The sequence below is a fragment of the Asaia lannensis NBRC 102526 genome, from assembly GCF_024054035.1.
GTDB classification, from domain to species: domain Bacteria; phylum Pseudomonadota; class Alphaproteobacteria; order Acetobacterales; family Acetobacteraceae; genus Asaia; species Asaia lannensis.
Genome location: NZ_JAMXQU010000008.1, coordinates 84,363 through 107,952 on the forward strand (window position 1 = coordinate 84,363; position 23,590 = coordinate 107,952).

At 58.8% G+C, this 23,590-nt stretch carries 20 protein-coding genes; 2 read left to right on the forward strand and 18 right to left on the reverse strand.

Features of this window, described 5'->3' with window-relative positions:
• Positions 1 to 229 precede the first annotated feature (229 nt).
• A complete protein-coding gene (locus NF685_RS11035) occupies positions 230 to 1,855 on the forward strand; it encodes a glycosyltransferase 61 family protein (protein ID WP_252849630.1) in 1,626 nt (541 codons plus the stop codon).
• 72 nt (positions 1,856 to 1,927) lie between these two features.
• Here NF685_RS11035 and NF685_RS11040 read toward each other — a convergent pair whose 3' ends face one another.
• The 12 genes from NF685_RS11040 to gspG form a co-directional block, all read right to left on the reverse strand.
• A complete protein-coding gene (locus NF685_RS11040) occupies positions 1,928 to 2,788 on the reverse strand; it encodes a type II secretion system minor pseudopilin (RefSeq protein WP_252849631.1) in 861 nt (286 codons plus the stop codon).
• Positions 2,785 to 5,199 (reverse strand): type II secretion system secretin GspD, encoded by a 2,415-nt coding sequence (gene gspD / locus NF685_RS11045; RefSeq protein WP_252849632.1) that lies wholly within the window; start codon positions 5,197 to 5,199, stop codon positions 2,785 to 2,787. Before gspD ends, NF685_RS11040 begins: the two co-directional genes overlap by 4 nt.
• Positions 5,196 to 5,699, reverse strand: a complete 504-nt coding sequence (locus NF685_RS11050) for a hypothetical protein (RefSeq protein ID WP_252849633.1) — start codon at positions 5,697 to 5,699, stop codon at positions 5,196 to 5,198. The genes gspD and NF685_RS11050 overlap by 4 nt, the downstream gene beginning before the upstream one ends.
• A complete protein-coding gene (gene gspM / locus NF685_RS11055; RefSeq protein ID WP_252849634.1) occupies positions 5,696 to 6,298 on the reverse strand; it encodes a type II secretion system protein GspM in 603 nt (200 codons plus the stop codon). The genes NF685_RS11050 and gspM overlap by 4 nt, the downstream gene beginning before the upstream one ends.
• Complete coding sequence (locus tag NF685_RS11060) at positions 6,295 to 7,083, reverse strand: PilN domain-containing protein (RefSeq protein WP_252849635.1); 789 nt, start codon at positions 7,081 to 7,083, stop codon at positions 6,295 to 6,297. Before NF685_RS11060 ends, gspM begins: the two co-directional genes overlap by 4 nt.
• A 295-nt stretch (positions 7,084 to 7,378) precedes the next feature.
• Entirely contained in the window at positions 7,379 to 7,963 is a 585-nt protein-coding gene (locus NF685_RS11065; protein ID WP_252849636.1) for a prepilin-type N-terminal cleavage/methylation domain-containing protein, read from the reverse strand.
• Complete coding sequence (locus tag NF685_RS11070) at positions 7,960 to 8,361, reverse strand: prepilin-type N-terminal cleavage/methylation domain-containing protein (RefSeq protein ID WP_252849637.1); 402 nt, start codon at positions 8,359 to 8,361, stop codon at positions 7,960 to 7,962. Before NF685_RS11070 ends, NF685_RS11065 begins: the two co-directional genes overlap by 4 nt.
• Positions 8,358 to 8,795 carry a prepilin-type N-terminal cleavage/methylation domain-containing protein gene (locus NF685_RS11075; RefSeq protein WP_252849638.1) on the reverse strand — a complete coding sequence of 146 codons (438 nt, stop codon included), beginning with the start codon at positions 8,793 to 8,795 and terminating at the stop codon, positions 8,358 to 8,360. The genes NF685_RS11070 and NF685_RS11075 overlap by 4 nt, the downstream gene beginning before the upstream one ends.
• Positions 8,796 to 8,829: 34 nt before the next feature.
• A complete protein-coding gene (locus NF685_RS11080; protein ID WP_252849639.1) occupies positions 8,830 to 10,080 on the reverse strand; it encodes a type II secretion system F family protein in 1,251 nt (416 codons plus the stop codon).
• A 23-nt stretch (positions 10,081 to 10,103) separates the two neighbouring features.
• Positions 10,104 to 11,786 (reverse strand): GspE/PulE family protein, encoded by a 1,683-nt coding sequence (locus tag NF685_RS11085; RefSeq protein ID WP_252849640.1) that lies wholly within the window; start codon positions 11,784 to 11,786, stop codon positions 10,104 to 10,106.
• The gene (locus NF685_RS11090) at positions 11,779 to 12,549 is read right to left on the reverse strand and encodes a prepilin peptidase (RefSeq protein ID WP_252849641.1); all 771 of its coding nucleotides are present in this window, start codon (positions 12,547 to 12,549) and stop codon (positions 11,779 to 11,781) included. Before NF685_RS11090 ends, NF685_RS11085 begins: the two co-directional genes overlap by 8 nt.
• Positions 12,550 to 12,558: 9 nt before the next feature.
• Positions 12,559 to 13,044, reverse strand: a complete 486-nt coding sequence (gspG, locus tag NF685_RS11095; RefSeq protein ID WP_252849642.1) for a type II secretion system major pseudopilin GspG — start codon at positions 13,042 to 13,044, stop codon at positions 12,559 to 12,561.
• A gap of 94 nt (positions 13,045 to 13,138) precedes the next feature.
• On the opposite strand from gspG, the gene NF685_RS11100 reads away from it, so the two are divergent.
• Entirely contained in the window at positions 13,139 to 13,549 is a 411-nt protein-coding gene (locus tag NF685_RS11100; RefSeq protein WP_252849643.1) for a lytic transglycosylase domain-containing protein, read from the forward strand.
• 7 nt (positions 13,550 to 13,556) lie between these two features.
• On the opposite strand, the gene NF685_RS11105 is transcribed toward NF685_RS11100, so the two are convergent.
• The 6 genes from NF685_RS11105 to kdpB form a co-directional block, all read right to left on the reverse strand.
• Positions 13,557 to 15,179 (reverse strand): glycoside hydrolase family 32 protein, encoded by a 1,623-nt coding sequence (locus tag NF685_RS11105; protein WP_252849644.1) that lies wholly within the window; start codon positions 15,177 to 15,179, stop codon positions 13,557 to 13,559.
• A gap of 72 nt (positions 15,180 to 15,251) precedes the next feature.
• Positions 15,252 to 16,991, reverse strand: coding sequence for a glycoside hydrolase family 68 protein (locus tag NF685_RS11110; RefSeq protein ID WP_306414236.1), 1,740 nt, complete (start codon positions 16,989 to 16,991; stop codon positions 15,252 to 15,254).
• 376 nt (positions 16,992 to 17,367) lie between these two features.
• Entirely contained in the window at positions 17,368 to 18,066 is a 699-nt protein-coding gene (locus tag NF685_RS11115; RefSeq protein WP_222548249.1) for a response regulator, read from the reverse strand.
• A 17-nt stretch (positions 18,067 to 18,083) separates the two neighbouring features.
• Positions 18,084 to 20,753, reverse strand: coding sequence for a sensor histidine kinase (locus tag NF685_RS11120; protein ID WP_252849645.1), 2,670 nt, complete (start codon positions 20,751 to 20,753; stop codon positions 18,084 to 18,086).
• Positions 20,754 to 20,849: 96 nt separating this feature from the next.
• A complete protein-coding gene (gene kdpC, locus NF685_RS11125) occupies positions 20,850 to 21,470 on the reverse strand; it encodes a potassium-transporting ATPase subunit KdpC (protein ID WP_252849646.1) in 621 nt (206 codons plus the stop codon).
• A gap of 10 nt (positions 21,471 to 21,480) precedes the next feature.
• Positions 21,481 to 23,514: a potassium-transporting ATPase subunit KdpB gene (kdpB, locus tag NF685_RS11130; protein ID WP_252849663.1), complete on the reverse strand. Its 2,034-nt coding sequence runs from the start codon at positions 23,512 to 23,514 to the stop codon at positions 21,481 to 21,483.
• Positions 23,515 to 23,590: the final 76 nt, after the last annotated feature.

The window sequence follows — 23,590 nt, forward strand, 5'->3', positions numbered from 1 at the left end:
CGCGTCATTCCACGACAACAGATTAATAGACATTCCTCATATATCTTCGCCCTGCTGCGTATTTACGAGGTGTGGCAAGGGTACGGACGGTGATGGTATGAGTTTGTCATATTTGTATCTTCGTGTGGTGATTTCATTATGTTTATTTATTTATCGTTCGAGATCTATTGTTGTGCCACAAAGGTGTGGTATTAACCTGTATCTTTGTCATTTCTGGTAAGTGATCGTCGTGAGCGAATATGCAAGCTTTTATAGCCCCGTTTCAGGTATAAGCCTCTTTTCTGAACCCGATATACTACATTTCAGGAATGCTTTTTACATTTGCGGATGGAATAATTTCGATCACTTGCACGGTGTCTATAGTCAGGAAGGGTACCTGATTCCCCAAGCTGCTTTTCATTGCCACTGGCCTCCTGTCAATAAGGGGCAGCGTCTTTGGAGTGATCCGAATGTGGCAAGAGGTTTCCCGGTAATCAAATCGGCAATCTTCGTCGGACATATGCATGAGCAGTATGGTCACTTTATCACTGAATTCCTTTCTCGTCTCTGGGTGGCAAAGCAGATCTGGGACGGCACGCAGAAGCTTATCGTTAGAGCGATTAAGCCCAAGGCAGATCTATTCAAAGTTCCATGGCTCGTCCAGATAATCGAAGCCTTGGGATTTGCCGAAGACGATTTCTACTTCCCGGAAACGTCTGTCACTATTGAGAATCTGGTCGTCGCGTCCCCGCTCTTTACAGAAGATTCTGTTTGCTATGCCGGGATGGCAGAGTTTTGCAACTCTATCGGTTTCGCGTTGAATCCAGTCTTACCAGTGCAAACGGCTCCTGAGCGGATTTATCTCTCCCGCTCGAAACTGATCTGTGGAACGGTACGTATCGATAACGAGCATGAATTTGAGCGGGAACTGGAACAGCACAATTTCAGGATTGTCCATCCACAGGATCTTAGCGTAAGCGAGCAGGTTGAACTTTACCGTAACGACAATTTTATTGTAGGTCAGATTGGATCAGCCTTCCATACAAGTATTTTCGTGCCCGCACCGCAAGGTATTTGCCTGAAGAGCAAGGTATACGGAGGGATAGGAACACCTCCAGCGCTTAGTTACCGAGTAATGGATCAGGTGAATGGGTCGGCATTCGAATATCTCGACTTTCCGGGATTGATAGAATCGTCAGATCCGAACGGAAACTTTTATGAAAACATGACGATTTCCGATGTCGAACTTGCGGCATCGATCCTGAGCGACCGCATCGCCGCCAGAGAGACCGCTTTCTATCTTTCCAATATGGGGCGGAGATCATGCATGGAGGCGGCTGATCTGATCGCCTATGAGCTGATCGCTCATAATGGTAATGCCGTTGCAAGTGATCTGCGTACGGGACAGGCATCGACTTATATCGGCGATACGGTCGAAAAGCTTCTTCTTGTCACCCAGCGTAGTAAAATTCAGGATGCACGGTCATTTCTCGTATCTGCTCACCCTGATGCTCCGGCTCTTATGCTGGGAAATACCATGAGGTATGGACCAGCCCTGCCAGTACATCTCGAATTTCTGGATGGTGGCAAGATAGCACTGCGGTCCTGCGAAAATAATGCATATATCTTTGCCTGCGACGATCAGAGAGGACAGGGTCTCTTCGCAGAGGGGCCCCAAATTATGGCGTGGGAAAAATACGTTCCTCTCGAGACATCACTTCACCTGCACGGCCGTGCTTCTCGTCGTCATGCGTTGTTGTCGCTGATTGCACTGTTTCACTACGGCAGTTCTCTGGAGAACCTTGCTTATTATCAGTGGCGACATTCAGATCTCGTTGCGTACGTATCGGGTCTTTCAACAAGTTTTCCATTCTGATTAGTGAGGCACTGGGGTAGGTTAATACAGCTCATCGAAATCGGGCGTGATCGGGAGCGTGTCCGAAATTGTCTACACGCCATCATGGAGTTCGATAACGTTCGCGACGTCGTCTGCTGTGGCGGCCCCAGGGATCATCAGGATTGTCGCGCTGCGCCGGAATGCCCCGCCCTGCCGGTCAGTTACCGATACATCGATCGTCATGCTCTCTGATCTCGGACTGTGGAGCGCGGGCAGGGCAGGCAGGCCCGATCGTGAAAGGGCACGATGCATGACGGGGTCCGACACAGGAGTATGCAGTTCTTCGGGCTGGGCGATCGAGAGATGCGGTGTAAGTCTTGCGAGCAGCGTAGCGTTCATGCCCGGCACCAGTGCGAGTTCGCCAAGGGTCTGGAATGGCGCATGCGGGGGCAGATAATGCAGGCCCTGAGACAGGTAACGTTGTCGCTCGTTTCGATCGCCGTCCTGCGCCTGTCTTCGCCATGAGATGATTTCGCGCCCGATCGTATCGGCCTGTTCGTGCGAGGCTCCGCATTCCTCAAGCAATGCCACGACAAGTGGCAACGGTGCTGTATTGGGATTGATCGTTGCAGCTTCACTCTGCATACGGATGGTGAGCCTGTATCCATCAAACATCATGACATGGGCGCTGCCATTCGCGACCCAGCGTGTGTTGGGCGAACCTTTTGCATGAAAGATCGCGCTTTGCAGGCCCCCTTCTGCCAGGGCACGCATCTGCGCGGCTTGACGCAGCAGGCGTGTTTCACGCAGGGCCGATCCCGCACTGGCGCTGACCATGGCGGTGAGGAGAGACAGGCCGGCAAGTGCCCATAATACGATCAGAAGGGCGAAACCTCTCTCATCAGTCGCGCGTAGAGCAAAAGCCGATCTGCCACGCAAAAAGGGGGGTTGGCGGGCTGGCTTGTCGGTCATCGATCCAGCCCAAGCCCTTCGCGAATGCGCTGCTGGGGGTCCGCGCTGCCGGTGCGATGCATTTTTCTCATCTCATTTGGTACATCAGCGGCATCGGGATGCGTGTCGCGCAGATCTTCCATCAGGTTCACGGCATCGCGCTGATCGTGAATGACATGGGGTGTGATCAGGATCAGCAATTCGGTCCGCTGGCGGTTGTTATTCTGCGTCCCGGCCAGAAAGCCCAGAACGGGAATATTCTTGAGCCAGGGAATACCGCTATTGGCGCGGCTCGAATTTTCTGTAATCAGCCCGGCGAGACCTACTGTTTGTCCATCCTGCACCACCACGCGTGAATTGACCGAGCGATCGTTGAATGTCGGGTTGGCTGCACTGCTGCTGTTGCTTGCAGCATTGGCGCTGACCGAACTGACCTCTTGCGAGACGTCCAGCGTTACCAGGCCGCTCTGGCTGACATGGGGTGTTACTTCCATGATCACGCCCGTCGGTTGATAGGTGAACTGGTTATAGACCGAAGTGCCGATCGTGCTCGATTGCGAGCCGATCTGGACGGGTACGAGCTGACCGACCTGCAGACGGGCCGCCCTGTTATCCTGCACCATAAGCTGAGGCGATGACAGTACGTGAACCGTGGTCACGTTCTGCAGCGCATCGATGGCAAAAGGCGCCCCGCCGCCGCTGGCCCCACCGATGATGATGCCTGGCAGGGTATGGCTGAAGGCTGCTGTTGCAAGCGTGCCTGCCGTAATGGACTGGCTGTTATTGCTCAGAACGCCGTTGATGCCGCCCGATTTGAAGAAGAACTGCGTGCCATATTGCAGGGCATCGTTGAGCTGCACCTCTGCCACGACCGCATCGATACGGACCTGAAGCGGCATGACGTCGATACGTCGCAGCATCTGCTCGACCGTATCGCTTTCTGCGTCCGTGGCATGAACGAGAATGGCGTTATGCTGGGCATTGGAGAGAATGCGCAGCGCATCGGTATTCCGGTCCCCGCCCCCTGTATTATCCAGCCCTCCGAGGAGAGGATTGTTCATCGAAGCTGTATTACTGCCCTGCGTGGCGGGCTGCCCTGTCTGGTTTTGCCCTGTCTGACTCTGACCTGTCTGGCCCTGTGCCGTCTGACCCAGTGTCGACGTGCCAAGGCCTCCACCTGTGAGCCCCCCGAGACCACCGCCGCCAAGTCCTCCAGTCAGACCGCCACCGGCTCCCCCGCCCATTCCACCTCCCATCGCTCCATTGAATCCTCCCTGAGAGGTCTGGGGACCGGCATTGCTGCCGGGTGGGAGGGCAGTGACGTTGTCCGGGGTGAAGGCCTGTTGCAGGGTGTAGGTAACGTCATTGACGCTCGAATTCTGGACATAGAAAATGTGCCAGCTTCTCACTGTGGCACGACGATGCTGCTCGATCAGCATGAACAGTCGTCTTGCATCCTCTATATAACGCGGTGTGCGTGCCACAACGAGCACGGCATTGACACGACTGAGCGGCAGAACCTGCACGACTTGCGAAAGCGCGTTGCCTGACCCATGCAGTGCGTTTTGCAGGGCCGTAGCCATGTCCTTGGCACTCCCTGAGTCAACGGGCAGAAGTGCGTAGGACTGGCTGCTCAGCCAGTCGACATCGAAAGCACGAATGACTTCCACCAGGGCATTGCGCGCAGAAGGATCGCCGCTCACCATCAGGGTATTACTGCTGTCTATGGCCGTAACGCGCGCACCACCCTGAACAAAAGGCTGCAGGGCATGAGCAAGCGTGCTGGCCTGCGCGTAGCGCAGCGGCACCATCAGATCGCCCCCCATCGAAAGACTATCGGCAATGCCTGCTGCTGCGCCCTGTGCCGCACCCGGAGCGGCCTGGCTCGGCACGATGCGATAAAGCCCGTCATTATGGATCAGGACGGCGTGAACCTGAGACAGGATCACCTGTAGAGCGGGCAGGACCTGCGCGTTGGTCAGTGGCTCGCTTGTGCGTAGGGTAACCTGTCCATGCACAGCTGGATCGATGGCATAATTGACATGCAGGATATCGTTGAGCATTTGCGCCACTGCATCGCGCACATCGGTGTCGGCAAAATTGAGCGATATCTGGCCTATACCGGTTGTATCGGCGTGACTGCCGAGTATGGGTATTGCAGCGTGCGCCAGACTGTATCGGGCAGAAGGCCCGGTCTGCGGTGTCGACAGACGCCCTTCACGCCCATCATCCGTGTATCCGGCAAGGGGGAGGGGGCCGCCAAGCGGCTTCACCTTGGGTGTTCCCTTGTCGCACCCGGTAAGGCCCAGAATGAGCGCGAGACCCAGATAAATACCCCAATGTAAGTGCGGGAACGAGAGGCTTGTGTTGCCGTTTGTCCATTCGTTACGCGATGAGAAAGGGCGGAGAACCTTGCGGAACGAGACGGTCATTGCGGCATACCTGAAGGAGCGTTGTCGAATGGGGCGGGGTCGGACGAGGCCGGGGGCGCGAAACCCGAGGAATCTGTTGGGGCGAGATTGTTCCCGGTAGGCGAGGATGACACTGACTGGCTGGCATGTCGGTCGCGATCAGGACGCACTATCCTGTCGCGTCCATTTTCAATGATGGTGACGCTGTTGCCTGCAATCGCCTTGAGGTGCCACGTGCCGACTGTACCGCCCACCGGTACGATCAATCCGCGCTCACGACCCGGTATCATGAAAATCGCACTGCCATGTCCGTTATGATCGATGATCGCTGAAAGGCGCGGCGTGCCGCTCAGCGCAGCCTTGCTCAGCGCAGGACGGCGCGACGGACTGAAAAGTGGGCGGGCAAGGCTTTGTTGCTGCCATGATGTCATGTCGTCAGCACAGGCATAGGGCATGGCGCAGATCGCAGAGCCAATACAGAGCCATGTCATGAGAAGCGAGAACGAGGCATGTCGTCTCATGGCGCAGGTTCCTGATGCGACGGTGTCGGCGCGGTCTCACGCCGAAAAGCGAAAACGCTCATATCGCAGCTCATGGCATTGCCCGCATTGGCGTCTTCCGGCGCATGAAGGTGCAGCCCGTCGATAACCATCGATGGTGATGCCCGCTCCACGGCGCCGATAAACGTTACAATGGCAGGATAAGGGGCCAGCAGGGTAATATGCAGGCCGATGCGCCTTGCACCTCTTTCTGTCGACGGCGTAAGCGTTTCGCTGCTCCCGATCTCGGTTCCGGCTGTCGCGGCGAGATGGGCCAGATGGTCCTGAAGGGTCGCACTTGCAATGGAATCGCTCGCCCCGTCGATCAGACCCGGTGCTGTGTCCGGCAGGCGTGAGGCAGTTCGACGCAGATGCGGCAGAATGTCCTGCAGATAGGTCATACGCGCAATCGTTTCACGGTTCAGATCGATATGGGCCGCGCGCTGCATGAAGAAATCGGCCAGTGGCGCGATGACAGAGACCCAGAGCATTAGAGTTGCAAGGCCCAGTAACGCGACCGCCAGAAACTGCCCGCGACGACCTTTTGGCAGATCACGAATCAGGCGTGCGGCACGGCTCATTGTGCGGCTCCTTTGGCGCTGGGCTGTGCAGCCTTGCCGATATCGGCACGTATCGAAAACAGGCTTGCTGTCTGTCCTGTAAGGTGGGTCACCGGCGCTACGAAAACCGGATTGTGCAAAAGAGGTGAGGCGCTGAGCGTCCGTATCAGGCTCGCGGGTTCCCCGGACTGGCCGCTGATCAGCAATTGTCCCTGCTTAAGGCTCAGATCGGTCAGAAAGGTGTCGTCGGGCAGGAGCTCCGTCAGAACGGAAAGAATTTGCATGGGATCACCGAGACGCGTTCTGGCATCCTGCACCAGTCGCGCGCCTGCGCGTTTTTCCTCGATCATGCGGCGCAGTTGGCTGGCTTGCAGAGCCGGTGTGCGCAGGCCGGCAATCCGGCTTTCATCGATCGCAAGCCGGTGGCTCTGATGGACCGCACCGACCAGCAGAAAAACTACCAGAAGGACACATGCCATAACAGGCAGGGCAAATCTTGGGTCTTTTACCCTGTCCAGCGGCGCGCTCTGCCGGAGCAGGGCAATACGCGCCGAGCCATGGTCGTTTTCAAGCCAGTCCGGCGTGATGCCCATGGAGGTCAGCTGGTCCATGACCGGATCGACCAGATGACGCGGTGCGATCCAGAGTGCGAGAACAATCTGGTTGAGTGCTGTGTCACGGTGCAGGAGCGTTTGAGCCCAGAACAGGGCATCAGCAGGAAATGGCGTGAGCCGGTCCATCTCGAAACGAAGGACCGCATCGAGATCGTGCTCTGCAGCAAGAGGCAGAGTGACGCTGCGCTGCATGATCTGTCCTTCTGGTAAAACGAGAATACAACGAGGCGCAGGTGCCCATTTCCCGACTATCTTCTGCGCCTGTTCCCGAGGCCCGATTGAGGTCCCGGTGTCATTCGTTAGCGGCACGGTTTCTCGGTCCGTGTGGAGGAAGAAGGTTAATCCTTCCGGTCCGGTCCGGACCTGCATGACAGGGCGTGCGGGCAGAATGACCGTCTTTGCGAAACGTTCCGGAATCAATGCGTATAACTGACGTCCCCACCAGTGCAGAAACAGGCCGATCGCCATCAGTGGATACTCCTGCGCATCAGGGCATGGCCTCTAGTCTTGTGGCGATGACAATATCAGGCCAGCGCCGTGAGCTATCGGCTGAAAAAACGAGGCGTAGACGCACCAACTCGGGTAGGCCGGTGCCATACCATGTCGATCTCCATTGCCCGGCGGCATAATACTGGCAGTCGAACCCGGCCACGCCGGAGAGCAGCCGCGAAGCGTGGGGAGCGGCTGCAGGTTCGATGACATGGCGATAAGGTGCCCAGATGAGCACGATATGCCCGTTGCGATCGAGTGAAACCTGCATGGTGGCGCGTGCATCGGGGCGGTTGTCGAGCGCGGCTGGAGGCGTGCCACGCCATGAGAGACCGTGCGGTCCCCCGGTAAAAACCGGGCCATCCCGCCCATTGCCCGGATCTGCTGTGGCAACAATCTGTCTGAGCAGACGATCTGCGGCATAGAGATCGTCCTGCGATGACAGCATGACACGCTGGCGTTCGAAAACCCGTGTCGCTGCATCGAACCCCTGGTGCAGGACGAACAGCACGAGCGAAAACACGACCAGTGCGACCAGCAGTTCGAGCAGGGTAAAGCCGCTTTCGGCACGTCGGGCTGTCATGGTGTGCCGCCTGTCGGGCCCGTGCGCAGGCTGGTCAGCGTGACTGAGCGCTCTCCGGTTGCCGTCATGGTGTCTGGCCAGGATTCCGTTACGCGCACATGATAGAGCGTGGCATGACTGTTGCTTTCCACGGGAGTCATGGTGATGCGCCAGTGGAAATGATGGCCGTCCTCACCACTCCGGGTATAGGCGCCGGGTGTCATGCCATGACCGATGGCCTCCATGTGCGATTGTGCCCGTGACAAAGCTTCTCGTGTGGCAGCCGTCACATGTCCGGCGGTTACACCACCCAGCATGCCTTCATAGAGCGCGCCAAGAGACAGGGCGACGATCATGAGAGCAATCAGAACCTCGATCAGGGTAAAGCCGTCGTCGTTCCGCTTGGGTCGTGTTGTCATCCTCCGGCGCTCTCCACGGCACCCGTCAGCCAGTTCACACCAAGCGTGGCCTGACTTGCGCCACGGCTCAGATGAAGAACAGGACCCGAAGCGCTGCCATCGGGGTAGAAACGGTATGTGCTGACAGTGATCGGGCGTATCGAAAGAGGAGGCAGGGCGCGTGGCGGCGCGCCATCCACCCTGTAAAGCCCTGTGGCTGGGGAAAAAACGACAGACTGGACCTGTCCGGTATAAAGCGCCCGCGCATGAGCCTCACGCAGCGAGGATGCAATCTGGCGAACCCCCTGCCGCAGTTCGAGACGCGCAGGATGAAGCGGGCCATGGCCGATCGCGATGGCCCCGATCACGCCCATGATGACAAGCACCACGAGCATTTCTAGCAGCGTGAAACCGGCAGCGTTGTCGGCTGTGGAGGGTCCAGCAGGCCGGAGCATGATGCGCGCCCGGTCAGGAGAGGGCAAGGGCCGGTTACTGGGCAAGGTCGTTCAGGCTCAGCATGGCAAGAAGCAGAGAGGAGACGATACCGGCCACCGCCAATCCCATGACAATAGTGATGGCTGGCACGAGTATGGCGACGAGACGTTGTATGGCCAGCTTTGCCTGATCCTCATGGATATCTGCGGCGCGCAGGGCCATCGGACCCAGACGCGCTGTTTCCTCGCCCAGCTGGAGAAGGTGGACCAGTCGCACTGGAAAAATCCCGGCCTGCGCGAGAGAGGCAGAGAGGCCTCCACCTGAGCGTGCTGTGTTGCTGGCCTCTGTAATGGCCCTTGTAGCTGCGCTATTGCCGAGCGCATCGCGCACAATGCCGAGTGCCGTCAGCAGCGGCACCCCATTGACCAGCAGGGTTCCCAGAATACGGGCAAACCGCGCAGCGAGGACTTCGCGCATCAGGGCACCGAGACCGGGCAGACGCAACAGCATGGTATCGGCGCTGTGCCGGATAGAGGGGCGACGCAAGGCGATACGCACGACCAGACCGAACCCAAGAAAAACGAGAAGCAGCACGGTCCCATACTGGCCGAGCCAGGCTCCTGCGGCGGTCAGAAGCCGCGTCGAGGCTGGCAGGGTTGCGCCATTCTGTTCGAAAAGCGGGGTGAATTGCGGCAGCACCTTCGTCAGCAGCAAGGTTACGGAGCCTATAGCGGTCAGGGTGAGAATGGCAGGGTAAATCATGGCCGATTGTACGGTGCTGGCCAGAGCGCGCTCCCGTTCGAGTAGGGTCGCCAGTCGATCCATCGTCGGGGTAAGATCTCCCGATGCTTCGGCTGCTCTTACCATGCCGAGATAGAGCGGCGGAAAACTGCCGGGGGCGGAGGACAGTGCGAGATGCAGGGCCTGACCGCCGCGTATCCTGTCGCGTACGCCCTGCATAACGTTGGTAGTTCGCGTATTTCCTGCCGTCTCGGCAAGAAAACGCAGTGCGCGGTCCATGTCCTGGCCGGCACCCAGCATCACGGCAAGCTCACGCGTGACAGCAGACAGTTCCGCACGCGTCAGGGAGCGTCTTGCGAGAGAAATTCCGGCGAAAGACGGTCCCTGTTTCAGCCCCCGGGCAATGAGGCTTCCTGTGGAACGTTCTCCTGCCGCGCCGACATGGATGGGCATATGGCCCATCTGCCTGAGCTGCGCGATGGCCGCATCGCGTGTTACGGCGCTCAGTGTGCCTGAGAGCATTGTGCCTTGTCTGTCGATTGCCCTGTATGGAAACTCTGCCATGATGTGTCGGTCCCGTGCGCTGCTCAGGACGTCGCGCGCACGCTGCGCATGACGTCATCCAGCGTGGTTTCCCCTTCGACTGCCGCACGCAACCCGGCATCGAGCAGCGTTTCCATGCCTGCATCGACGGCCGCGCGTTCGATCGCCAGATGGTCTGCCTTCTCGAAAATCAGGCGTTCGACAGTCGTATCGGGTTCCAGCAATTCGGCGATGGCCAGTCGCCCCCGATATCCTGTATGGCGACACGAATTGCAGCCTGCTGCGTGATACAGGGTGAGTTTCCCGCTTGTTGCGAAACGGTCCAGACGCAGTGTCTCGATCAGGGCTGGCGGGGGTGTATAGGGTGTCTTGCAGGCCGGGCAGAGCCTGCGCACGAGGCGCTGCGCCAGTATGCCGCGCAGCACCGCGGTCATGAGGTAATCCTCTACCCCCATATCGCGCAGGCGGATAATGGCAGCGGCGGCAGAATTGGTATGCAGGGTCGACAGAACGAGATGGCCTGTCAGGGCTGCCTGAACCGCGATCTGTGCCGTTTCGCGGTCGCGTATCTCGCCCACCATGATCACATCCGGATCCTGACGCAGAATGGCGCGCAGAAGGGCTGCGAAATCCAGCCCGATCTGGGGTTTGACCTGCACCTGATTGATACCGCCGAGCTGGTATTCGACCGGATCCTCAATCGTGACGACCTTGCGTGTAACGGCATTGAGATCGGAAAGGCCGGTATAAAGCGTGGTGGTCTTGCCCGACCCTGTCGGACCAGTGACCAGAACGATACCGTTGGGCAGATCGAGCAGTGAGCGCAGACGCGTCACGATGCGTGGAGGAACGCCGAGCGTGGCATAGTCGAAGCGTGTGCTCGACCGGTCCAGTACGCGCAGGACCAGTGTTTCGCCATGCAGGGAGGGGATGGTCGATACACGAAAATCGACTTCATGTCCGCGTACGACGAGCCTTATACGTCCGTCCTGTGGCAGACGCCGCTCTGCGATATCCAGACGTGCCATGACTTTTACGCGTGAGAGAACTGCAGGGATGAGCGAGGCCGCCAGTGTCTCTGCTTCATGCAGTACGCCATCATAGCGATAGCGCACACGCAGTCTGTCTTCGAAAGGCTCGATATGAATATCCGACGCATGCGTCTCGACGGCGCGATTGATGATCTGGCTTACGAGCCGGATCACGGGAGCTTCCGAAGCAAGATCTTTCAGGCGTTCGGCATCGTCTTCCAGCGGTGCGCCCTGCGTCTCGTCGGGTGTGGGAGGGACATCCTGCGGGTAAAGGCGATCGAGCGCGGCTTCCAGCTCGACGGGACGGGCCACACAGGGGACAATGTCGAGACCGGTGGCCGTGGCGAGTGCAGTCTGGGTGAAGCTGTCGAGCGGGTCACGCATGGCGAGAGCAAGCGTGTTATCCTCGATAGAGAGGGGCACCACATGCGCATCCCGCAAAAAACGCGGTGACAGACGATCGGGCAGAACCGGTTCCTGCGGATACAGGGCAGGTTCGACGAGGGGAATGTCGAGCAGCTCGGCATAACTTGTCGTCATCACTGCCTCGGATACGAGACCGAGTTGCAGCAGGATACGGTCGAGGCGACCGCCACTCTGCTCGGCGGCCCGCGCGGCCCTGTCGAGGGCACGGCGGTCGCAGCGTCCCCGTTCAAGAAGCAGCGTAGCGAGTGCGTCGATCATCGTATCAGTCATAGGCTTGCCCTATGATCTGAAAGAGCCATCCGCCCCATAGCGCCAGAGCAAGGCCGGGTCCGAACGGGAGCCTCGTGCCTGAGGCGAGCGTCCCTTTTTGCGTGAGCCAGGCGCCTGCGAGAGTAAGGAGCGCGCCGGACCCCAGGATTTCCGGCAGGAGAGCAGGGCCGAGCCATCCACCACCCGCCGCCAGAAGCTTGGCATCGCCTCCGCCCAGACCCTCACGACCGCGCAGTCTGCGGTACACCAAGGCCACAGCCTCCAGCATCAGCCAGGCAAGAAGTGCAGCAATGCTGTGGAGATGAAACACATCCCTGCCACGCAGTGTGGCAAAACACAGCCCCGTACCGAGAAGCGGCATGGTCAGATAATCGGGCAGTGTGAAGCTGCGCAGATCGACCGCTGCAAGTAATAAAAGCCACCAGCCGAACAGGCAGCCTTCGATCATGAGCCGCGAGATATCCATGATACCGGGGCCGGAATGCACGGCTATATCGGCAGCACCGGCAATGGCAAGGGCGGCAATCTCCACCGCCGGATGAAAAGGGTCGATCGGGGCCTGACAGTGCCGGCATTTGCCGCGCTGTATGGCATAACTCACAAGCGGTACGAGATCGCGCGCAGCCAGAATGCCATCGCACACAGGGCAACGCGAGCGTATGAAGAATGGTGAGCGTCCCTCAGGCAAGCGCCATGCGAGAACCCCGAGAAACGAGCCGATAAAGGGCGAGGCAATAACCAGATCCGTTGCGATCGAGAGCATCGGGGGCGCTCAGGGATTGCAGATCATGGCGGCACGGTCTGTGGTATTATGAGCGCCGCGTGAGCAAAGATCGTAGTCATGGCCCGGACGCTCTGAAGGCGAGGCGTAGAGATAGGGGTGATGCCATGGATCTTTGGGTTCTGCGCCATCCTTGAGATAGGGGCCGTTCCAGCTCTCCGCCTCTTGCGGGCGCTCGATAAGCGCATGGAGGCCGTCCTCCGTGCTTGGATAGGCCCCCACATCGAGTTTGTAGAGGTCGAGAACTTCCCCCAGTCTCTGGATCGATTGATGGGCGACGGAATTGCGTGCGCCGCCGAGTTGTCTGAGTGCGGCCGGGGCAACGAGGCCGATCAGCAAGCCAAGTATGGCGATGACCACGAGCAGTTCGAGTAGGGTGAACCCGCTCTCCTGTGTATCGCTTTGGCAACGGTCATCCCGATTGTGCGGAGGGGAGGTACAAAGGCGAAGAATACGCAACAGAGACGTTTCAGACATGGAAAATTCCGCAATAAAATAAGCTGGGAGAAAAAGCCTGTGTCCGGCCGGTATTTTCCGGATAAATGGGCTGTGGCGATGAAGGGGAAATGCGATGCCGGTTGCCTATGCGCAGTGCATGATGGTTGTAGCCTCGCTCTACCATTTGCCCCCTCGTGTGCTGCCAGCCATACTGGGTGTGGAAAACGGTCGTAACGGTCTCGTGCATCATAATACCAACGGCACGGACGATCTGGGACTGATGCAGGTCAATACGCGCTGGGTGATGCCCATTGCGCAATTCACCCATACGATGCCCGCTTTCGTCTATCGTAATCTTCGTATCAGCCCGTGTTACAATATCAGTGCGGCTGGTGCGATCATGCGTTTGTATCTGAATGAAACGCATGGCGATCTCATGCGTGCCGTAGGCAATTATCATTCCCATACGCTTGCGCTCAACCGCGCCTATCAGCAGCAGGTGCTCGGTTCTGCACGTCATCTGTTCCAGTCCATGCATCCCTGAACCGGCCTCAAGGGTCGAGCCTGACGACACGCAGCCCATCGATCGAGGCGGGAGCCCCTTCGGTGAAAAGCGAGAGGAAAGTACTGTTTCGGTCTGGAAAAACCAGATCGGTCATGCGCAACGCGCCTTCATTCGCAAAGACCTCGACCGAACTGCGATCCATGACCAGATGCAGGGTAACGGCCCGGTATTGCAGGGGGAGTGCGGCGATATGAACAGGGCTGAAATGGTCCGAGAAATCGCGCTGTCCGGCATGGCTGCGATCGAGCGTCAGGCGATGTGTCGCAAAGTCATAGATGACCGTCGTGCCCTCACGCCTATCTCGCGATTGATGAAGTACGACGCCCGCCCGCCCGGCCCCATCACTGCGCAGGGTAAAGCGTATATCGGCAACACCGGTGCGCAGCGGCAGGCGCCATTGCGTGTTCGCTGCCATTTTCCGGTCAGGCCAGACACGGCTTGCATGCCTGCTGACAAAAATCTCGTATTCCGGTGCCGGCGTCTGAAGCAGTTCGGTCGCGCCCTGTTGCGTCTTGAGTGACAGTGAGACGGGCAGGGTCATCTGACCGCGCCACGGCGTGGTTGGCAGGCGGTCTGCGTAATCCCAGTTGTTCATCCAGCTGATCAACTGAGGCGGTCGGTCACCCGTATTGGCAAAGCGTATGGCAGCGTAATTATCTGCACCATGATCGAGCCAGTGATAAGCAGCCGGATCCGCACCATTTCGAGGCAGGGGGTCTGAGACGAAATGTATGCCATCGAACCGACCGGTAAAATATTCTACTCCTGAGCCGCCCGCGATGCTCCAGGGATTGACGCTGACGATCATGACCCAGCGCAGGGTGTCCGGATTGCCATCGAGTGGCAGGGGAATGAGTGCCGGCATTTCCCATAACATGCCCGGCTTGCGATAGCCTGAAGGCTGGAAATCGCTCAGAAAGTCCCAGTGTATGAGGTCGGATGAGCGATAGAGCTTGACCACCTGCGCATCGGCGACGACGGTTGTCATCACCCAGTATTTCCCCGGTGCGTACCAGACCACCGATGGATCGCGAAACTGTTTCGAGTCCGGGTTCAGTGTCAGAACGGGATTGTGTGCACCGGACTGCCAGCTTTGCCCATGGTCAAGACTATAGGACAGAGACTGGGCTTGCGTACCCTCCGGATGGAGCGGATCGTCGGAGAATACGGTCGTGTAAAGAGCGATCAGGGGGGCGACGCCTGTCTGCCCCAAGCCCGAGCGGTTCGATTTATCGAGGATGACCGAGCCGGAAAAAATATCCCGTCCCGCACTGGAGGGAATGGCGACGCCCTCCTCCTGCCAGTGCAGCAGATCGCGGCTGGTGGCATGACCCCATGAGGAGTGCCCCCAGATCATGCCGTTGGGATTATACTGGTAGAAGAGATGCCATATCCCATCGAGCAGGATCGGCCCGTTCGGGTCGTTCATCCAGTGGGCCAGGGGCGTGTAATGCAGCGCCGGGCGCCATTGAGGCGTTGCCGGCCCGGCACCGTCTTCTGTCCCGGCGAAGGCGAGCTTTCCCGGGCCTGTGAGGAAACAGGCGCTCAGGACCATTGGCAACAGGAAAAAGCGGCGCTGGCGCTGTGACATCGTCACCTGAAGTAGCATGAAGGAAGGCGGCCCGTTTTGAAAACGTTACGGGCCGCCAGGCCGTATGGAATGTGACGGGACAAGACGACTTTACTGCGGCGTAGTGAGGAAGGCGCGCATACGGTTATTCACATCGGGACCGATCTGTTTGCGCTGGCTCAGCAGATCCTGAATGAACCCGACGATATTGATATCGGCACGATTGGCGGCAATATCGCCGTAGCCGCCCAAGCCGTTATCGCCGTAATGTCTGTCGACAATTGACGCATCACCACGAATACGAACCTTGACGGTTGGCGAGAGCGCGCCGCCGCGCCGTCCTTCCACCGTATCGATAAAGGATTCCACGAGGCCACCAGGCATCACGTAATGCGAGTAGGACTGGAAGGCGCGCGGGTTCTGGTTGGGATTGGCGTCGTAATCGGTGCCTGCGGCGACGTTCAGATCGGTCGGGTTGCCGAGCATGAGACCGCTGCCGTAATTCATGGGCTGGAAGTCGCTGCGGATACCGTTACCCACGAAGCCGTACACACCGTCAGGGCCGTCAACGCCTGCTGCATAGGTGGTACGATGGCTGATGGTGAAAATGTAGTATTTGCCGTCCTTGATATACATCTGTGGACGTTCGGTCTGATCGTTGACGCAATTGGCCTCGATCAGTGGCGAGAGGAATTTCCACTTCGACAGCGAACCGTTTTCGGCAACGGCAAGGCCGATTGCGGCTTTCTGGTAATAGGCGCCGGTATTCAGCACTTCCTGCACGGTTTCCGCATGCGGGTCGTTTGCGCGGTAACCCAGATCTTCGGCGGTGCAGTTCGCGACACCGCGCTGACCGGGCGTATTGCCCTCGAACACCATATAATTGGTGCCGGGATGCTGCGGGTCTTCGAACGTGAACGGGTCACGGAAGTTATAATACGGGTTCTGTGCGCCATTCTGGTACAGCACGCCATCGGGGCGCAGAAGCGGCGTGTGCCGGGTGAATCCCGTAAACCAGACATGGGTAAAGTCGGCATGAATCTGGCCAAGGCTCTGGGTGATCACCGCCTGCGAGGGTGTGATATCCTGACCGGCCGAATTCCGGTTGAAGGCCATATCGGTATAGAAAAGCGAAACCTTGTTGCTGTTCGGGTCGAGCAGACGCGTCGAGCCGGACCATTCGGCCGTAATGGTATAGGTCGTTCCGGCAAAAACCTGTTCCTGCGCACCTTCGGGGATCAGGTGACCGCCATAGATCCATCCACCGTTGGCGGGGCGTCGGCTGGCTGGCACGCCGGCACGACGATAGAAATAACCGATACGTGCGTGGGTATGACGGTCATCGAAGCCGTAACCCGCGTTCTTGTCTGCCGTCAGGCAGAAAATGACTTCCCACCCGTTATAGCTGAACTGGTTGGCTTTCTTGTCGATCAGGGTCCAGGTATCCCAGACCCAAACATCCGGATTGGTAGCCGGGAAATCGGCAGGAACATCGGGCATGACGAGTTGCTGGGGCAGGGAGTTCTGCCCGGCACCGACTGTCGTATCGGAATGGGCCTTGATCTGCATTGCATCCGCACGCGTCCATCGCGCCGTGAAACTGTCCTGCGGGTCATAGGCTTTTTGGGTGTGGATCGTCGGAAGCGGGAAGCCGGGCACGCCACTCAGCGAACTGCCGGGATAGAGACGTGCGCCATGAGGCATCATGCCCGGCCGGGGGGCTACGCGTAACGCTTCGCGCAGAGCCTCTGAGCTGAGCTGGGCGTGGGCCGTCTGTCCTGCAAAAGTTGCGACCACCGTACCGGCCAGCAACAGATTGAGCATCGCTCTTTTCGTGAACCTGTCTGCCATGTCACCCTCATATGTTTCTGCCATGAGACCAAGCCGGAACGTTGCCGTTTCGTCACGCTTCATGACGACGTGTCTCGATGCCCTGGTGGCATTCCACGCAACCCCGAGCCCCGTGACTGATCACGATTCTGTTATGTGAGTCAACTCTAAATTAACGACACTTTAATGTCAGAAGCGGGGCAGATTCACGGCAATCGAAAGGCGGATAATGTGATTCGGGTAGTTAAAAGATCATGGAACGGTAGTTTAAAATACTATTATGTTACAATTATGGAATGGTATAGGACATCGGCGTAGAGATTAATTTTTACCTAACAATGGCAGGGTTTATTCTTGATGTGTGAAATCAATGAAATAATTTGGATAGGTAAAGAGATCAACAGTCACGTTTTTCGAGCTGTACCAGACGGTAACCGATGCCGGTTTCTGTTACGATATACCCGGGACGTTCCGGATCGTTTTCTATTTTCTGACGGATTTGCCGGATATAGACGCGCAGCTGTTGTACATCGCCGCTGGCTCCCCACAAGGCATCCATGATGGTACGATGCGTCAGCACACGACCCGCATACCGGACCAGCATGCGCAGAATATCCCATTCCCGCGGTGACAGACGCAGTTCGGTCCCGGCCTTGAAAATCTGCCGCTTGACGAGGTCGATACGCAGATCTCCCGATTCATAAAGCGGTTGGGTTCCTTCCTGCTGAAGGGCATGGCGTAGCGCATTGCGAAGACGGGCGATCAGCTCCGCCATGCTGAAGGGCTTGGTGACGTAATCATCGGCGCCGGCCTCAAGCGCAGCGACTTTTCCGCGTTCATCGTCGCGTACGGACAAAATCACGACAGGCAGGGCGGGGTTTGCCTGTCTGAGCCTTTTCAGAACCTCCACGCCGTCATGGTCGGGCAGACCGAGGTCGAGGAGCACGAGATCGGGCGGTGTCTCTGCAGCGATGCGCAAGGCATTTTCGCCGGTTCCGGCTTCGAGAATACGCCAGGACTGGCTGGCCAATGTCGTCCGCAAAAGGCGGCGAATGGCAGGCTCGTCATCGACAACAAGCAGGGTCGGATCGCTCATGGGGCAGGAATTTCGCGTCAGGGATTAATGGGGAGAGGAAAGTACAGGGTGAAACGGGCACCATTGCGTTCATGGCGGTTGGAGGCGGCAATCGTGCCCCCCATGGCCTCGGTAAAACCACGTGCGATTGCCAGCCCGAGACCTGTGCCCGCACGGGTTGTATCCGCTGCGGCAAAGCGCGTGAATTTGCCGAAAATCAGCGCTGGGTCGCGATCGCCAAAACCGGGTCCCTCGTCTTCGACGATAATGGCGAGACCCGCACGGTCGCGTTGCAGACGAAGGGTTATCGCCGTATCGGGCGGTGTATATTTTGCCGCATTATCGAGAATATTGAACAGACATTGTTCCAGCAGTACGGCATCGAGCTTCAGCATGGGAAGGTCCGATGCCGTATCGAGTGTCACCCTGTGATGCTCCAGCAGTCTCGCAGCCCGGGCGAGGGCTGTGGCGGCAACTTCGGCGCAATCCACACTGTCGTGTCGCAGTGGAAGTGCTCCTGCTTCGAGGCGCGTCATGTCGAGCAGATTGCCGACGAAGCGGTTCAGGCGCTCGGCCTCATCGGTCAGGGTTGCCAGCAGCTCGTTTCGCCCGTCCTCACCCAGTACCGCGCCATAATCGCGCAGGCTGGATGCTGCACCCAGAATGGAGGCAAGCGGCGTGCGCAGATCGTGCGAGATGGAGGTGAGCAAGGCACCGCGCAGCCTGTCGGTTTCGGCTTCAAGCCGCACACGGTCGAGATCGCGGGTCAGCAGAATGCTCTCTATGGCTGAAGCCGTCTGGTCTGCCAGCGCATCGAGCAGGCCTTGCTGCTCCACATCGAGCAGATGTCCATCACGCTCACGATCGAGACCGAGCAAGGCGACCGGACCGCGTGCGGTACGCAGGGGAATGAATAGCCAGCGCACACCGGGCAGGCTGTCGGAGCCTCTTCCTGCAATACGCCCATGCTTCCAGGCCCAGCTTGCAGCAGCGAGATCGTCCTCGTTCGGCTGACCATGTGATGCGGAATGCGCCCTGACACCCAGCACGCCATCGTCAGGCATAAGCAGAACGACATGGCAGTCGAGCAGTTGTCCGATCTGCTGCGTAACCGACCAGAGAAGGGCGTCCAGACTGGACATGCCTGTAATCGTGCGACTGAAACGATAGAGCGACTGGGTGATCTCAGCGCGATGGCGGGCGACAACAGCCTGACTGCGCACGCGCGCGCCCAGATTGCCGGCTATAAGGGCTGTGGCAAAAAAGAAGAACAGCGCCACTACATTATCGGGAGCTGCAATCGTGAGGGTATAAAGCGGTGGCAGAAAGAAGAAATTGAAGCAGAGCATTCCCAGAACCGAGGCCCAGAGGGAAGGCCAGAGTCCATAGGCCACCGCCACGCCGAGTATGGCCGTCAGAAAGGCGAGCGAAACATTGCTGACCTCAAAACCCTGTCGCAGTAACAGTGCCACGCCGAGCGCGCAGAGAACCATGGCGGTGCTGGCAAGATAGGGAGACAGGCCAGGAGGGGCGCGCTCATGAATGCGATGGCCCATGGTCTCGCCAGAGCGCGGGACGACGTGAACGGGGAAATTTTCCGAACGCTGGATAAGGCGCTCGGTGGTGGAGCGCCCCAGCAGCTGTCTGATTCGCCCGAGCCAGCCTGTTCCGGCGGGATGGGCCGCGACGATCTGGGTTACGTTTTGCGCACGTGCATAAGCCAGTGCGTCGAGAGCGATATCATGGCCCGGCAGGGTTACGGTCTCGGCCCCCAGGGACTGGGCAAGATGCATCTGCGAGGCCATGCGCGCACGGACCTCATCGGTCAGATCGCGGCTGGTCTCGACATGCAGAACGATCAGAGGCGCATGAAGCCGGTCGGCAAGGCGCTTGCCGTAGCGTACGAGCCCGGCATCGCCATCCTGAAGGGTGAGACAGACCATGACGCGTTCGCCGGCGGCCCAGGGGCCGGCGATGGCGTTGGCTTTCATGTGATCGACAAGCTGGGCATCGACCTGCTGGGCAGTCTGACGCAGGGCCAGTTCGCGCAGGGCGGTGAGGTTGCCGGGAGAGAAATAGTGCAGCATGGCACGCCCTGCCGTGTGGGCGGCGTAGATCTTGCCATCGCGCATGCGTTGCAGCAGGTCGCCCGGTGTCAGATCGACCAGTTCGACCTCGTCGGCATTTTCGATAACATGGTCCGGAACTGTCTCGCGCACACGCACACGTGTGATCGAGGCCACGATATCGTTCAGGCTTTCCAGATGCTGGATGTTGACGGTGGTAAAGACATCGATCCCGGCGCAGAGCAGTTCCTCGACATCCATCCAGCGTTTCGGATGGCGCGATCCCGGCACATTGCTGTGGGCCAGTTCGTCTACCAGGACGAGGGCCGGGCAACGCTGGAGAATGGCGTCGAGATCCATCTCGTGAAGCACCTGCCCGCGATAGGGGATTATGCAGGGTGAAATCAGTGGAACGTCCTCCACAAGCGCCTGCGTTTCGGCGCGACCGTGGGTTTCCACAATGCCGATAACCAGATCGAGCCCTTCATGGAGCAGATGCCGCGCTGTGCTCAGCATTTCGAAGGTTTTGCCGACACCGGGAGCTGCGCCCAGAAAAACTTTCAGCCTGCCGCGTTTACTGTCCGCACAGCCCTGACGCAGGAGCGCGTCGGGGTCAGGGCGGGTGTAATCCTGTCTGGTCATGTCGCCTGTCCGATCATGGCATCAGCCGCATCAGGGGTAATACGGAGGTTTTATATGTGGCTCCGGCAGACCGGTTCGTTCTGTCGCCTTCTTCGCTCATTGCGCCAGTCTATCCAGTGCCCGGTTGAGCGCCAGAACATTCACATGTGGCTCTCCGAGAAAACCAAGGAAAGGTTGCTGTATCTGGGTCAATACCAGATGGCGTACGCGCTCTTCATCGAGATTGCGCGCTTTGGCCACACGCAGCACCTGAAACAATGCCGCACCCGGTGACAGGTCGGGGTCGAGCCCGCTGGCCGATGTCGTAACGAGATCGATCGGGATACGCCAGCCACGGGCCATGGCGTCCGGATTGTCCACCCTCAGGGTTGCCGTCGCCTGTGCGATACGCTCGATCATGGCTCTGGATGTCGGTCCTGCGTTCGAGGCAAGGGAAGCGGCCGCGTTATAGGGTGTTGGAACGGTTCTGGTCGTGTCTTTCGGGTCCGGGCCCATCGTGGCGGAGGGGCGGCCGTGGAAGTAACGGGGCGAGGTGAAATCCTGCCCGATAAGCGACGAGCCGATAACCCATCCCTTGTCATGGATCAGGCTGCCCGAGGCTTTCTCTGGCAGAATCAGGGCCGAGAGAGCCGTCATGCCAAGCGGATAGACCAGACCGGTCAGGACGGAGAGCAGAAGAAAGAGGACGAGCGCCGGGCGCAGCTGGGAAAGAACCATAATGACCTCCTCAGGTCAGACCGATATGGGTGATGAACAGGTCGATCAGCTTGATGCCGATGAAAGGCACGATGAGGCCGCCCACGCCGTAAATGAGCAGATTGCGCCGCAGCAGGGCAGCCGCGCCCACAGGTCGATACGCCACGCCGCGCAGAGCCAGCGGAATAAGTGCGATGATGATCAGGGCATTGAAGATAATGGCTGACAGTACGGCACTTTCTGGGGTGGCCAGATGCATGATGTTGAGGCTCGACAAAGCCGGATAAAAACCGACGAACATGGCCGGAATGATTGCGAAATACTTGGCCACGTCATTGGCAATGGAAAAAGTGGTCAGCGCGCCGCGCGTCATGAGGAGCTGTTTGCCGATCCCGACAATCTCGATCAGCTTGGTGGGGTCACTGTCGAGATCCACCATATTACCCGCCTCGCGGGCGGCCACCGTACCGGTGTTCATGGCGACGCCGACATCGGCCTGCGCGAGGGCGGGCGCATCGTTCGTGCCGTCGCCGCACATCGCCACCAGCTTGCCCGATGCCTGCTCGTTGCGGATCAGGGCCAGTTTGGCTTCCGGCGTGGCCTGGGCGAGAAAATCGTCCACGCCGCTTTCTGCCGCGATGGCAGCCGCAGTCAGGGGATTGTCGCCCGTAATCATGACGGTGCGTATGCCCATGCGCCGCAACTCGGCAAAACGCTCGCGTATGCCGCCTTTGACAACATCCTTGAGATGCACAACACCCAGAAGGTGCCCGTCATCCATGACCGCGAGAGGGGTGCCGCCCTGTCGGGCGATCCCATCTGCGATGCTGCGTATCTGGGTGGCAGAAGGGGTATCGGGGCCAATGGCGCTTATGACGCTCTCCACCGCACCCTTGCGTATCTGGCGGGGGCCGATATCGACCCCGCTCATGCGTGTCTGGGCGGTAAAGGGAACGAAGTGCGCGCCCGTAGCATTCAGTTCGCGCCCGCGCAGACCGAAACGCGTTTTGGCCAGGACGACGATGGAACGTCCTTCGGGCGTTTCATCGGCCAGGGAAGCCAGCTGGGCCGCGTCGCCAAGCTGTTGTTCGGTGATTCCGGGAACGGGGATGAAAGCACAGGCCTGACGATCGCCTATCGTGATGGTGCCCGTCTTGTCCAGAAGCAGCGTATCGACATCGCCTGCTGCCTCGACCGCGCGTCCTGACATGGCAAGCACATTGAAACGTATGAGCCGGTCCATACCCGCGATGCCGATGGCAGAAAGCAGAGCCCCGATGGTGGTGGGAATAAGAGTGACGAAGAGGGCCACCAGCACCATGACCGAAATGGACCCGCCTGCATAATGTGCGAAGGAAGGGATGGTCGCGACCGCAATAATGAAGATGAGCGTCATGCCTGCAAGCAGAATGGTAAGCGCGATCTCGTTGGGCGTTTTCTGCCGTTGCGCGCCCTCGACCAGAGAGATCATGCGATCGAGAAAGGTCGATCCTTGTGCTGCCGTGATGCGCACGATGATCCAGTCGGACAGCACTCGTGTGCCGCCTGTGACAGCGGAGCGGTCGCCACCGCTTTCGCGAATGACGGGTGCGGACTCACCTGTGATGGCAGATTCATCGACAGAGGCGATTCCTTCTATCACCTCGCCATCACTCGGAATGAAATCGCCGGTCTCGACAAGTACCACATCGCCGACCACAAGTTCCGGAGCAGGGATTTCCTCGTACAGTCCGGCGGGTCCGAAAGTACCGGTATTGCTTGGCAGGAGCCGCTTGCCGCGTGTCTCGGTGCGTGTGCGCCTAAGGGAATCTGCCTGCGCCTTGCCGCGCCCTTCGGCGATGGCTTCGGCAAAATTGGCAAATAGCAGCGTGAACCACAGCCAGAGGGTGATTTGAAGTGCAAAGCCCGTATGCGGCGCATTTTTGATAAGATCGCGGAACAGCAGGATCGTGGTCAGACAGGTGACAATCTCGACCACGAACATGACCGGGTTGCGTATCATCACACGTGGGTCGAGCTTGCGCAGGCTTTCCGTCAGGGCGGGGAGCACAAGAGCAGCGTTCATGACGCCGGATCGTACGCGCGGCGGTGCAGAAGCTGCTTCCAGCTGGGGTCGTGGCGCGGGTGAGGGAAAAGAGATC

Bases quoted from the DNA above. Each gene is read 5' to 3' on its own strand.
- NF685_RS11060 (WP_252849635.1), bottom strand. From the start codon at position 7,083: ATGCAGCGCAGCGTCACTCTGCCTCTTGCTGCAGAGCACGATCTCGAT.
- kdpB (WP_252849663.1), bottom strand. From the start codon at position 23,514: ATGAACGCTGCTCTTGTGCTCCCCGCCCTGACGGAAAGCCTGCGCAAG.
- gspG (WP_252849642.1), bottom strand. From the start codon at position 13,044: ATGTCTGAAACGTCTCTGTTGCGTATTCTTCGCCTTTGTACCTCCCCT.
- NF685_RS11040 (WP_252849631.1), bottom strand. From the start codon at position 2,788: ATGACCGACAAGCCAGCCCGCCAACCCCCCTTTTTGCGTGGCAGATCG.
- kdpC (WP_252849646.1), bottom strand. From the start codon at position 21,470: ATGGTTCTTTCCCAGCTGCGCCCGGCGCTCGTCCTCTTTCTTCTGCTC.
- NF685_RS11075 (WP_252849638.1), bottom strand. From the start codon at position 8,795: ATGCTCCGGCCTGCTGGACCCTCCACAGCCGACAACGCTGCCGGTTTC.
- NF685_RS11085 (WP_252849640.1), bottom strand. From the start codon at position 11,786: ATGACTGATACGATGATCGACGCACTCGCTACGCTGCTTCTTGAACGG.
- NF685_RS11080 (WP_252849639.1), bottom strand. From the start codon at position 10,080: ATGGCAGAGTTTCCATACAGGGCAATCGACAGACAAGGCACAATGCTC.
- NF685_RS11115 (WP_222548249.1), bottom strand. From the start codon at position 18,066: ATGAGCGATCCGACCCTGCTTGTTGTCGATGACGAGCCTGCCATTCGC.
- NF685_RS11105 (WP_252849644.1), bottom strand. From the start codon at position 15,179: ATGCTACTTCAGGTGACGATGTCACAGCGCCAGCGCCGCTTTTTCCTG.
- NF685_RS11100 (WP_252849643.1), top strand. From the start codon at position 13,139: ATGCCGGTTGCCTATGCGCAGTGCATGATGGTTGTAGCCTCGCTCTAC.
- NF685_RS11050 (WP_252849633.1), bottom strand. From the start codon at position 5,699: ATGAGACGACATGCCTCGTTCTCGCTTCTCATGACATGGCTCTGTATT.
- NF685_RS11120 (WP_252849645.1), bottom strand. From the start codon at position 20,753: ATGACCAGACAGGATTACACCCGCCCTGACCCCGACGCGCTCCTGCGT.
- NF685_RS11065 (WP_252849636.1), bottom strand. From the start codon at position 7,963: ATGACAGCCCGACGTGCCGAAAGCGGCTTTACCCTGCTCGAACTGCTG.
- NF685_RS11070 (WP_252849637.1), bottom strand. From the start codon at position 8,361: ATGACAACACGACCCAAGCGGAACGACGACGGCTTTACCCTGATCGAG.
- NF685_RS11090 (WP_252849641.1), bottom strand. From the start codon at position 12,549: ATGCTCTCGATCGCAACGGATCTGGTTATTGCCTCGCCCTTTATCGGC.
- NF685_RS11110 (WP_306414236.1), bottom strand. From the start codon at position 16,991: ATGGCAGACAGGTTCACGAAAAGAGCGATGCTCAATCTGTTGCTGGCC.
- gspM (WP_252849634.1), bottom strand. From the start codon at position 6,298: ATGAGCCGTGCCGCACGCCTGATTCGTGATCTGCCAAAAGGTCGTCGC.
- gspD (WP_252849632.1), bottom strand. From the start codon at position 5,199: ATGACCGTCTCGTTCCGCAAGGTTCTCCGCCCTTTCTCATCGCGTAAC.